Origin of the sequence: Bacteroides parvus (genome assembly GCF_017309675.2) — a bacterium.
Lineage (GTDB): Bacteria > Bacteroidota > Bacteroidia > Bacteroidales > Bacteroidaceae > Bacteroides > Bacteroides uniformis.
The window spans coordinates 2,367,012-2,380,150 of record NZ_CP084680.1 but is presented as its reverse complement, the minus strand read 5'-3'; the positions used below and the strand labels follow the sequence as shown (position 1 = coordinate 2,380,150).

Genomic DNA, 13,139 nt, shown 5'->3' with positions numbered 1-13,139 from the left:
ATCATTCCTCCTACCTTAGAGGGACAAAAGCCCCCTAAGAGGTATCGACCTAAGCGACTCTCACATAAGAGGTATACGCCTTAATCTACTTGACATACGGGGAACCATCGCCAATACTTCCCAAACCATGGACCTGACTGCACTTCTCAGCATTACAATAAAGGATTAAAAACGAAAAACAATTCCCTATTTTCAATTGTTAGTAAGATAGTTTATAATTAAAATTGACTGAATATGAAAATAGAGAAGATTATCGGACGTGAAATCCTCGATTCAAGAGGTAACCCAACTGTAGAAGTAGACGTAACCTTGGAATCCGGCTTCATAGGCCGTGCATCTGTCCCGTCAGGAGCATCCACGGGAGAACACGAAGCATTGGAACTGCGTGACGGTGACAAAAAACGTTACGGAGGCAAAGGTGTCCTGAAAGCCGTGAACAATATCAATAATATCATTGCTCCCAAGCTCATCGGTATGTCCGCCCTCGACCAGATGGGTATCGACCATGCCATGCTTGCACTGGACGGAACCAAAACGAAAGCCAATCTGGGTGCCAATGCCATCCTCGGCGTATCTCTTGCCGTGGCCAAGGCTGCCGCCGCTTACCTCGACATCCCACTCTACCGATATATCGGTGGTACAAATACCTATGTGATGCCCGTACCGATGATGAACATCATCAACGGCGGTTCGCACAGTGACGCTCCCATTGCTTTCCAGGAATTCATGATACGCCCCGTAGGTGCCACTTCCTTCCGCGAAGGTCTGCGTATGGGTGCCGAAGTGTTCCATGCACTGAAGAAAGTCCTGAAAGACCGTGGCCTCAGCACAGCAGTAGGCGATGAAGGAGGTTTTGCTCCTAATCTGGAGGGTACAGAAGATGCCTTGAACTCCATCATTGCCGCCATCAAGGCTGCCGGATACGAACCGGGCAAAGATGTAATGATTGCCATGGACTGCGCTTCTTCCGAGTTCTACCATGACGGCATCTACGATTATACTAAATTCGAAGGCGAAAAAGGAAAGAAGCGTACAGCCGACGAACAGATTGACTATCTGGAAGAGTTAATCAACAAGTATCCCATCGACTCTATCGAAGACGGCATGAGCGAAAACGACTGGGACGGCTGGAAAAAACTGACCGACCGTATCGGTAACCGTTGCCAGTTGGTAGGAGACGATTTGTTCGTCACCAATGTGGACTTCCTTGCAATGGGTATCGAAAAAGGTTGCGCCAACTCCATATTGATTAAAGTAAACCAGATAGGTTCGTTGACCGAAACACTGAACGCCATCGAAATGGCACACCGCCACGGATATACTACCGTAACTTCCCATCGTTCCGGTGAAACGGAAGATTCAACTATCGCAGACATAGCCGTAGCTACCAACAGTGGACAAATCAAGACCGGTTCACTGAGCCGTTCAGACCGTATGGCAAAATACAACCAACTTCTTCGTATCGAAGAAGAGCTGGGAAGCAATGCGGTGTATGGATATAAGAAAGTGATAGGTGATGAGTGATTTGCCGGTGTCTTTCTTTACCGGAAGACAGAGCTTATAAAGAAAAAAGCATTTATTAAATGTAAGAAGGGGCGAACCGTCACAGTCCGCCCCTTCTCTTTTTAACCTTAAATCAACAATCAATCTACTACCTTAAAGAAAACTGCTTCTCCACTTTGGCTATCCGGTGCCACCCAAAGAGCAAAGTCTCCGACTTCCACCGTCTTCACCATATCTATATTCCAGAAAGCAAGTTCACTTATCGGAAGTTCAAACGATACATTTTTCTTCTCGCCCGGCTTCAATGTGATGCGAGCAAAGCGTTTCAGCTCCCTCACCGGACGGGTCACCGAAGCGAACTTGTCCTGCACGTAAAGCTGGGCTACCTCAGTACCTTCATACTTTCCGGTATTCTCAAGGTCGAAAGTCACAGTCAGCACATCTTCCTTCTTCAGATTGGCTGACGAGAGTTTCACATTATCATATTTGAACGTCGTATACGACAGACCGTAGCCAAAAGGATACAGCGGATCGAAACCAGCATCCATATAGAAAGAGGTACATCCCAACGAAGTCTGCCCCGCTTCCAACGGAATGTCATTCAGCAAAACCTCATTCCGCGTAGCCGGACGTCCGGAACTGTTATGAGCATAATAAACTGGTATTTGTCCTACCATCTTCGGGAACGTCACCGGAGTCTTGCCACTTGGCACAGCCTTGCCCCACAACAAGTCGGCCAATGCCGGTCCTCCCATAGTTCCGGGATGGAACGAATAAAGTACAGCAGACGAGAGTTCGACTTCCTTTCCTATGGTCAACGGACGCCCTGCCATTACGACAGTAACCACCGGTTTTCCTGTTTTCGCCAAAGCGGCAATCAGTTCGCTTTGCGCACCTTGCAGGTTCAAGTTGGCCAGACAATGCGCCTCTCCTGAAAGAATAGCCTCTTCGCCTACAAACGCCAAAATAACATCAGCACGTGCAGCGGCAGCAGCGGCTTTGGCAACACCTGCCATATTCTTGTCACGGCTATAAGTCAGACCGGGCTCGTATATCACCTGCACTTTGTCCCCCACCAGTTCCTTGATAGCCTTCAACGGTGTCACGGTTTTTGTCTTGTCACCATCAAATATCCAGGTACCCAATTGGTCATAAGGTGCATTTGCCATCGGACCTACCACAGCAACCGTCTTTACCGAAGATTGCAGAGGCAATGTCTCCTTTTCGTTCTTCAGCAAGATGGCCGATTCCACAGCAGCTTTCTTGGCAGCCTCCAGATGAGAAGGAGCATAAAGTTCCTCTATACGTTTCTCATCTACATAAGGGTTATCAAACAATCCTAAACGGTACTTGACGCGCAGAATATTCCGCACTGCATCATCTATAGCAGATTCCTTGACTTTTCCTTCTTTTATCAACTCCGGCAGTTCCTTGACAAACGTATAGCTGACCATCTCCATATCCACACCGGCATTCACCGCCTTCATTGCTGCCTCTTTAAAATCGGCAGCAAAGCCATGTGCCATCATTTCGGCTACCGAAGCCCAGTCTGACACTACTATTCCATCAAATCCCCATTCACCACGAAGCACATCTTTCAAAATAAAAGTGTTTCCGGTAGACGGTGCTCCATCATTGTCATTGAACGAAGTCATGAAAGTAGCTGCTCCTGCCTTGGCTACAGCTTCAAAAGGAGGAAGGTATACATCCCTCAAACGACGCTCCGGAATGAAAGTGGAATTATAATCACGCCCGCCCTCGGCAGCACCATAACCTACAAAATGTTTAGGACATGCGGCTATGGAAGTCGGACTGTTCAGCGAATCTCCCTGGAAACCTTCGACCATAGCAACACCCATCACTGAAGTCAAATAAGTATCTTCGCCACATCCTTCGGCCATACGCCCCCAACGGGGATCGCGAGCCACATCTATCATCGGTGCAAATGTCCAGCGGATACCCACGGCAGAAGCCTCCACAGCCGCTACCCGTGCACCATCCTTAGCCACCTGCGGGTTGAAAGATGCCGCTTGTCCCAAGGGAATAGGAAATATGGTCTTGAAACCATGGATCACATCACGCGCCATCAGCAAGGGGATGCCCAAGCGGGACTCCTCCATTGCCACACGCTGCAAGGCATTGACACGCACCGGATCTACTTCATTCAGGATAGACCCGACTTCACCTTTCTTTATCAATCCGCTCATATCCTCTATGTTACCATAAGAAGAAATCTGGTTCATCTGCCCAATTTTTTCTTCCAATGTCATACGGGACAACAGCGCTTCTATTTTCTGCTCGATGACTGCGTCATTTTTTGTATCCTGCACTTGAGTACAAGATATAAAAGGAAGCAGCAATAAACAAGCAGAGAGCATTTTCATTGTTTTCATCTTTAATCTATTACTTGAAATGGAACATTTGCTGTAGAGACAAAACCCGTATTATCAAGTATATATACGTACAAACGATATTCCCCGGGAACTTTAATCATAGTCTCATACACATTCTTGTCTGACACGGCCACGTCACCCATTCTTTCCGGACGTGGTTCATAAGAACCTCCAAAACCCAAGACTGTAGCCTCTTTCAGTACTTCCCACACATAAGTCAAAGAATCATTCTCCTTATCTGTGACGGAAACCTCCGCTTTAAATAAAGTACCTGCTTTGATACGGACATTATCAATGGCACTTTTACCATTGATAGTCATGCCCCGAACTATCGGAGCCGTTTCATCCAATTCCTTGCCGGTCCACACTCTTTGCATAGCCTCCACCATAGGAGTCTTTTCTCCTTTCAGAGGCAACATATCCACCGTGTCTTCTACAAACATACTGAACCAAGTAGGCGTACGTTCTTCTTTTTGTCCCCACAAGAATACAAAAGAGCCCAAGCAACGGGTATTGGCAGAAATATATTGCGTATAACGCTCTTCGTATACCTGCCGTTTTTCTTCACTGGTTTGCTCTATGGGTGCCTTCCACTCGGTTGACGCTGTTTCCCACCAACCGGTCGGTCCCCACTCGGTAATCATAAATGCACCCTTGTAGTCCGACCGGTCAACAACAGCCTGCACCTCTCCCATCGGACCATATACATTGATGCCCACATAATCGAGAGACGGAGCATACTTTGCCACAGAGTCCAATGCCGACGGATTGTAGGAAATCACTGTCGAAACCAGATGACGCTTGTCTATCGACTTAATCAGCTGTGCCAGTTCTTCCACAAAATTCCATGCGGCAGCTATATTGGCATTTCCCAACTCAATTTCATTGCCAATACCCCAAGCCAGCAAACTCGTATCATTCTTGAACGTTTCTGCCAACAAGCGGACTTCTTCGCGCATCTTGTTCTTATATTCATCATCGTAATAGCGTATGGAGTCTTTGGTCATGCCTATTCCCTGCATTACGTACATGTTGTGCTCTGAAGCCAATGCCAGGTTTTTCTTTATCTCCTCCACATTACCTCCCCAGGTTCTGAAGGCATTGGCACCACTCTGGGCGGCAATGTCTAACCGATATGTGCCGCCTACGCCTTTAATATAGGTTTCTCTTCCGTCAATGGAAAGTTTATAACCGTCTGCCGCTTTCTCTATTACAATGCCGTCTAAAGAAGAAGAAGAACAGGCAGACAACAAAACTAAACAGATAAAAATAAATATTTTTTCTTTTTTCATTATCAATTGTTCTAAAGCATAAGGTATGCTATGTTATAAATAAAAAAAGCATTTAACCTTCATTTTCAAACTTCATAAAAAAACAGTTCTACTTCTTCTGAAATACACGTACATAATCCACCTTCATCGTTACAGGAAGAGCAGACTCATCCACACCGTTCATTCCACCCCAATCACCGCCCCAAGCCAGATTCAGAATGGGATAGAAAGCATAATGGAAAGGCCATTGATTATGACCAGCTCCCAATTGTTGCTTGGTAACAGCCAACTGTACCTTGCCATCCACGTATGTAGTGATGGCATCTTCTGTCCACTCTAAAGCATAGAGATGAAATTCTCCTTCTGCCTGTTCTATAGTCATGGCATGTGTTTTCTGCGTACCTATAGTATGATTATAATCTTGCGTATGGATAGACGAAGAGACTTCGTTGGGCACGACTCCCACTTCCTCCATAATGTCTATTTCACCACACATGGGCCATGGATTAGTATTCCAGTCATTATCAACTGGCATCATCCAAAAAGCCGGCCACGTCCCCTTGCCTTCAGGCAACATGATACGTGCTTCAAAGTAACCGTATTTCCAACCAGTATTCACTTTAGCATACACACGACCAGAGTAAATTTTACCATCGGAGCCTTTGAAACAATTTATATTCAACTTACCGTCCACAAGTTCTGTCACACGCTTTCCGTCAGCGGAACCATTAACGTAATTCTGAAGTTCATTGTTTACCCACCCTGCTCCTTGAACTTCGTGTGTCCAGTCATTGCCGAGAGATATACCCTCATTAAATTCATCATGCCAAACCAACCGATACCCCTCAGGAATATTGATATCCAGATCTTCAGCCGATTCTTGAATAACTGTTACCGTTACTTTCTCTGCACCAGCCACAACCTCAACTGTACCCGTACGGGAAATCTTTGCATCATTAGCTAAAGTGGTCACAACAATCTCCTCACCGTTTTTTTCTGCGCTAATCCAACTATCATTGGATTTCACATTCCATTCGCCAGAAGCAATAACAGATAAGACAAAATTTTCTCCTACAGAATTAGAATACAACTCAGTCTGTGACACTGATAAAGGAGCCGCTTGCGTAAGAGGAATAGATACACGAGTAGCACCAGATTTAACCACCACTGTACCAGTACGAGAAGTAGTACCCGTATGAGCACTGACTATAACTGTCGCTGTGCCTTGGCTAGAAGAAGAACCTATTACATTTACTTTGACCCATGAACTGCAATCATCAGAGGCAAAAGCTGTCCACTCTTTACCGGAACAAACCACATTCACCACATATTGGCTAGCTTGTGCAACAGCCTCTATCTTTTCAGGAGAACATTTAATGGTAACATCCTCGGATTGCGGTTCCTTGTCATCGTTACTGCCACAAGCAATCAACGAAAACAAAAGAATAGATAATAGACAATAGTATTTCATATATATTTCTTTATAACATAAGTAGAGAAAAAGGGAAAGGATGAAATTCCAGCAATTGCCAAGATAACACACATCCTTCCCCCCTTTTATAATTCACTGTTTTTTAGTAGACCAATATCCTATCCAATACTAGTCTTCAATCTCTATGTTTTTGAAAAATAATATCTTTAATCACCACATCTGTAGCAGCAGGATTTCCTCCGAAGTCAAGAACTAACTTAGCTTGAGTGATGTCAACACCTTTCTGTTTGATAGCCTTTATCACTATATCTTCTCCCGCAAGAAGGTCCTTACGCTCCAATACAACATAAGCATCATCATCATCTGTCTGCGTCAATTTCACTGTTACTCCTGCAATATCATTTGTTGCATTCATTACCATCCGGAAGTCATATTCTTCAGTAGCAGTAGTAGTAAGTCCTTCCGTTGTCAGAACAACTTGATTTTGCCATTGCTCCCCTGTTGCTTCCGAGAAACTAATAGAATATTCAGTTCCTTCAATCTTCAATTCAGGATCAGCAATTTGGCTCCAACCCGGAGCATAATAATAGGTAGTTGTAAAGGTAGTACCATACCACAGGTTATCTTCACTATCCACAGCACTCCACGTAGGTTCCGGAACAGTTTCTTCCTCTGGAACAATAGTTCCATCATCATTGGTATGATCCTTCAATACAATACTTTCCACCATAATTTCCGTATTTTCGGCATTCCCACCAAAATCAAATACAAACTTCAAATTGGCTATATCAAGTCCTGCCATATCACTTTTCCAGAAGCAGACCGGTTCATTGGCAGTCAAAGCAATAGTCTCAGCAAAATAAAAGATATTGTCATCACTACTATCAACCAATTTTACCATTACATGAGGATGCTCTGTAGTAGAAGTCAGAATCGCAGAAAAATCATAATTTTTATCAGCCGAAGTAGCAATGTCCGTACCAACAAGCATCTGTGCCTGCCATGTGTCTGTTGTTGCTGAAGGCAGGGTTATCACATAACCACCTTCAACAACCGAGAAAGCAGGATCTGCTATCTGACTCCATCCCGGAGCATAGTAGAATGTAGGAGTAGCTACTGTTGCTGTTTTCCAAAGATTAAAATCAGAATCATAAACAAACCCTCCAAACCCATTCATCTTAGTTTTATCGACATGAAATGTCTTCTGGATACTCCCATCACTGATACCATTAGCATTTGCAATTTTCACCTCTATGCTATAATCACCAGCTTTCCTATAATACTTCGACATGGAAAAAGAAGTGGAATAGCTTTTTCCATCAATAATCCAGATTGGCATCACACCTCCCGCCTGTGCATCAAAAGAGAAATAGGCATAGTTGGTTTCTTGATCAACTTCTATGTGAACAGCACTCTCATAATCAGCTGCCATAGGAATTCCGTCCTGATTGGGAGCGTCAAATTTCTCAGGAGAACAAGCTGTAACCCCCAATGCAACTGCTACCGTCAGTATTGCTCCACTGATATAGCTAAATATATTTTTCATAATCTTACGCTTTTTGATGATTAGTAATTATTTTGAGTCAAAGTGCCTTGTGCAGCATCAATTTCGCTCTGCGGAATGGGTAAATACTTTTTATTTGCAGTCCAAGTATTTGTACGATAGCCATATTCATCGGGGACAAGTACAGTAGCTGCTTTATCGGTACGTATCAAGTCCCAATAGCGCTTTCCTTCACCCACAAATTCCAAATGACGTTCTTCAATGATGTTATCAATGGTAGGTTCTATTTCAGTCACCAGCCCTGCACGCTTACGCACACGATTCAGATACTCCTTAGCATCTCCTGTACCAGCACCACGAACTATCAACTCGGCCGCATTGAGTAATGTTTCTGAGAAACGGTAGATGCGGAGATTATTGTTGTAATTCAAATCTGCATCAGCAATCTGGTCTTTATTATCTCCCGTATGGGCTACATACTTTTCAAGGAAGAAACCTGTGTCTTGATAACGAGGATTATAAGAGCCTACCGCAGCGGCATTCCAGCAAGTAGCATCCCTACGAGTATCATTGTTAGAATAACGATCGTAAGTTTCCTTGCGAACTGGACCAAAGCCCCAACCATTATCATGTCCATCCGTTCCATCAGCCCAGGCACTAGGGCTGATAAGACGAGGAAGTACTGTACCACCAGCAGTCAACGGAGAACTCCATGAACGAGCTGCATTGTCATCTTTATAGTTTACTTCAAAGATTGATTCACTACTCCATTCTCCAGTCTCTTTAAAGATAGAAGTATAATCATCAACCAAAGCATAATCTCCGCTTCCGATGATATCCTGCATATATTGTAAAGCTTTTGCATAGCGTGTATTATCATTTTGATACATCACGATTTCAGCATAAAGCATATAAACCATTGCTTGTGTAACTCGGCCATAATCTGATGATTCGGCTCTCATAGGCAATACATCAAGTGCTATAACCCCTTCCAAATCTGTAATTATTCTCTCATAAACCTGATCAGCAGTCAATTGTTCTGCTAAATAGGGAGCCTCCAGATTAGCATCAAAATAAGGGATATTGCCCCAGAACTTCCATAACCAATTATAATAGAATACCCGAAGTGCTATGACTTGCGCTTCATAATAAGCACGATTCTCAGCTGTAACATTATCACCTGCCCAGCCCAGATAAGTTATCACATCATTACAACGCTTCACACCTGAGTAGGCTACTGTCCAAAGACCAGTCATCGTATTAGTCGGCAATGCTTCATAGTTCATCATCAGATGCCAATACTGGTTATCATTCTTGTCGGCTCCTCCAACCCAAAGGTCATCGGCCATAATATCACTCATCAGATTGACAGGATTATAGGAACTCATTGCCCAATCCGGCCAATGCAATGGGTCATAAGCAGCTACAACTGCTTCTTGAATATGCTCATCTGTAGTAAAATAAGTATCAACTGTCTCTTGTGTAGGTGAATCTACCTCAAGAAAGGATTCTGAGCATCCGCCTAACATAAATGTAGAAACCAGAAGTCCTGCTACGATGTATTTATATCTTTTCATATTTTCCTAATTTAAAATAGTAAGTAAAATTAAAATGCCACATTGACGCCTACCGTCCAGGTCTTGGCTTGCGGATATACACCACGGTCAATACCTAAAGAAGTACTACCGGAGGATATTTCCGGATCAAAGCCATGATATTTGGTAAAGGTCAACAGATTCTCAGCTGCAACATATACACGCAAAGAGGAAATGAACACCTTTCTTGTCAGAGCCTCAGGAAGTGTATATCCCAATTGAATATTCTTCAGTCGCAAGTAACTGCCATCATAAACATAAAGATCAGACGATTGCCAATTCACATTGTCACCTAATACAAAACGGGGATATGTATTGGAAGTGCCTTCACCAGTCCAACGTCCCAACATCCAAGTGGGAAGATTACTAGTTGTAATATCTACACGGCGGGTAGCATCGAACACGTCATTACCTATTGTTCCCTGCCACATCATACTTAAATCAAAGTTCTTCCAGGCCACATTTAAATTTAAACCATAAGTCCAATCCGGCATACCTTTACCAATATCTGTACGGTCATTATCATCAATTACACCGTTACCATCCAAATCAACGAAACGAACGTCACCCGGAACTGCATTAGGTTGAATCATATTCCCATTCTTGTCTGTATAAGCTTTTATTTCTGCTTCGTTTTGAAAAACACCCGCTGTTTTATATCCATAAAAATAAGGGAAAGGCATACCATTTTGAGCACGTGTGATAGTACCGATACCCTGGAAAGAGTCAAGATTTGCCCAACCTGAGTCATTTCCATATTCTATCAATTCATTCTTCAAGTAAGACAGGTTACCAGCAACACGGAAGTTCCAATCACGTACACGGAATTTATAAGCTGCTTCTAACTCAACACCACTATTTTCCATCTTTCCTACGTTACCAATCGGTTTAGATTCTCCCACATAAGAAGGAATATTCATCTCCATCAACATACCATTGGTAGTCTTCTTGTAATAATCAGCAGTAAACGTCAAAGCATTATTAAAGAAACCAAAGTCGATACCCAAATCAAGTTGTTCAGATTCTTCCCATTTCAAATCCGGATTAGCAAGGCCACTTGCTTTCACGCCATTCACCATATTCTCACCAGAACCAAAAAGATAATTATTGTTGGCAGACGTCAACACCGTATATTTAAAGTTACCAATCTTCTCATTACCGTTTTTACCCCAAGAAAAACGTACTTTCGTTGAAGTCAACCATTCAGGACGTTTTTCCATAAACTTTTCATTAGTCAAGTTCCAGCCTAAAGAAAAAGAAGGGAACACTGCATAGTGATTATTGGCTCCAAAACGAGAGGAACCGTCACGACGAACTGTTACCTGCAACATATAGCGTTCGTCGTAATTATAGCTGGCACGAGTAAAAAGAGAAGCCAAAGTAGCATCTGCGTTCGGACCACCATAGATGTTCATATCACCATTTTCCTGCAAACCGTTACTGGCATCAATATAAGGACGATCATAATTTATGATACCGTTACGATAACCACCCAAATAAGTACTTGAACTTTTCTTGGCAGACTGTCCCAACAATATAGAGAACGAATGACGATCAATGGTCTTATCATACATCAACACATTTTCAAGCTGCCATACAGTACCATCTTCTTTTTTAGAAGTTGCTCTACTTTCTGTAGCCTTATTATTTGCAGTCAGATAATAAAGTTTTGTATAGCCATCAGTTCCCCAAAAAGCAAGGTCCACACCATAAGAAGTCTTAAACTTTAAATTATCCCAAAGATTAAGCTCTGCCGAGAAATTAGCTACAAATTTATGGCTCCAACCCTTATCGCCCGGCAAAGAAAGACTCGCAAGAGGATTCACCATCTCGTTATAATCGGCACCTGCTAAAGTGTATAGTTTTCCATTATTGGGATCATACATGGGAGTAAACCCTTCAAAATTCTTGTAATAATCCAACTGATCTTCAGCGGCTTGTCCTTCTGCATACACTGTAAGAATAGGTGACAAAGCCAATGCACTACCCAAAGGAGAGCCAAAAGATGAGTTAGTTTCAATACCTGTACTTTTGATACGTGCATAAGACAAGTTAGAAGTAATCTTCAAGCTATTCAACCAGTTACGATTTTTTGTTTCATCAAAAATCGTATATGCCGTATTACTACGTAAAGTCAAACGTTCATAATTGGAACGTCCGTAATTACCTCCTACAATACCATCTTGTGTATAATAACCTAAAGAAAACAGATAGTTCACTTTTTCAGAAGCACCACTCACACTTACCTGGTGATTCATCACCGGTGCATCATAATTAAAGGTTTCTTTTTGCCAATTGGTACCTACTCCATAAGAGTACGGATCACTGTATTTAGGAGCCATACCTGCATTTATAGCACCTTCATTCATCATTACAGCATATTCTGATGCATTCAATACATCACGCTCTTTCCAAGGGCGTTGCCATCCGTAAGAGAAATCATAAGTAACCTTTGCTTTACCTTCTTTACCTGTTTTTGTAGTTACCAAAATAACGCCATTAGCGGCACGTGCACCATAAACAGCACCTGAAGCGGCATCCTTCAATACTTCAATAGAAGCAATGTCATTGGGATTCAGATAATCAAGCCCACCTTCGATTGGCATACCATCCACAATATAAAGCGGATCAGCTGCACCGTCACCAGTAGTCGTACCAATACCACGTATACGGATTTGTGCAGCAGCACCAGGCTGACCAGAAGCAGAAGTTACCGTCACACCGGCTGCAAGTCCTTTCAAAGCATTGTCCATACGAACAGGAGCTGTAGTAGACAAATCATCTGCAGATACTTTAGCAATAGCAGCCGTTACTACACTTTTCTTCTGAACGCCATAACCAACAACCACAACTTCGTCCAATGTCTCTGTATCTTCTTGAAGAACAATCTTCAGACTATGTTTCCCTTCTACTGCTACTTCTTGCGATTTAAAACCAATATAAGTAATAGAAAGTGTTGCGTCGGCAGGAACCGACAATGTAAAATTACCGTCCAAATCAGTAATTCCACCATTGGTAGTACCTTTAACTACCACATTTACTCCAGGCAACGGTTCATTATCCGAACCGCTTACCACTGTACCTTTTACCTGTATATTTTGGGCATATACAGAAGCCAAGGTAAAGCTTAACAGAAATAAAACTGATAATAACTTTTTCATAAGTTTTACTAAATTAAGATTAACGTTTCTCGGTTTTGTCCTCAATCGAACAGTGCAAACATAGAGTAAAAGGCAATAAAACAAACAAGAAACAATCATTCTTAAATACGTCAAATACAAAATTCAAATACGTTATCAATACGTCATTAACAAATAACTTATTAATAATCAATAGTTAATATATACTTTCAAGTATTACGTCACAACATGTTATAGAACACAAAAGGGAGGAATTTAACATTCCTCCCTTCCATGCACTTCCTTCTTTTAAAGGAAGTTA

The 13,139-nt window shown here is 42.6% G+C and carries 7 protein-coding genes; 1 reads left to right on the top strand and 6 read right to left on the bottom strand.

Annotation, left to right across the window (positions count from 1 at the left end; genetic code table 11):
* Positions 1–234 precede the first annotated feature (234 nt).
* Positions 235–1,524, top strand: coding sequence for a phosphopyruvate hydratase (gene eno, locus JXR92_RS09520; protein WP_117600731.1), 1,290 nt, complete (start codon positions 235–237; stop codon positions 1,522–1,524).
* Positions 1,525–1,643: 119 nt separating this feature from the next.
* Here the strand turns inward: eno and bglX are convergent, their stop codons facing one another.
* From bglX to JXR92_RS09490, 6 genes are all read right to left on the bottom strand, one after another.
* Complete coding sequence (bglX, locus tag JXR92_RS09515; RefSeq protein WP_138344810.1) at positions 1,644–3,896, bottom strand: beta-glucosidase BglX; 2,253 nt, start codon at positions 3,894–3,896, stop codon at positions 1,644–1,646.
* A 2-nt stretch (positions 3,897–3,898) separates the two neighbouring features.
* Positions 3,899–5,188, bottom strand: a complete 1,290-nt coding sequence (locus JXR92_RS09510; protein WP_117965511.1) for a glycoside hydrolase 5 family protein — start codon at positions 5,186–5,188, stop codon at positions 3,899–3,901.
* A gap of 88 nt (positions 5,189–5,276) precedes the next feature.
* Positions 5,277–6,638 (bottom strand): family 16 glycosylhydrolase, encoded by a 1,362-nt coding sequence (locus JXR92_RS09505; protein WP_117600728.1) that lies wholly within the window; start codon positions 6,636–6,638, stop codon positions 5,277–5,279.
* 136 nt (positions 6,639–6,774) lie between these two features.
* A complete protein-coding gene (locus JXR92_RS09500) occupies positions 6,775–8,145 on the bottom strand; it encodes a hypothetical protein (RefSeq protein ID WP_138344808.1) in 1,371 nt (456 codons plus the stop codon).
* Between the two features lie 20 nt (positions 8,146–8,165).
* Complete coding sequence (locus JXR92_RS09495) at positions 8,166–9,680, bottom strand: RagB/SusD family nutrient uptake outer membrane protein (RefSeq protein WP_138344806.1); 1,515 nt, start codon at positions 9,678–9,680, stop codon at positions 8,166–8,168.
* A 29-nt stretch (positions 9,681–9,709) separates the two neighbouring features.
* Positions 9,710–12,859 (bottom strand): SusC/RagA family TonB-linked outer membrane protein, encoded by a 3,150-nt coding sequence (locus JXR92_RS09490; protein WP_138344804.1) that lies wholly within the window; start codon positions 12,857–12,859, stop codon positions 9,710–9,712.
* Positions 12,860–13,139: the final 280 nt, after the last annotated feature.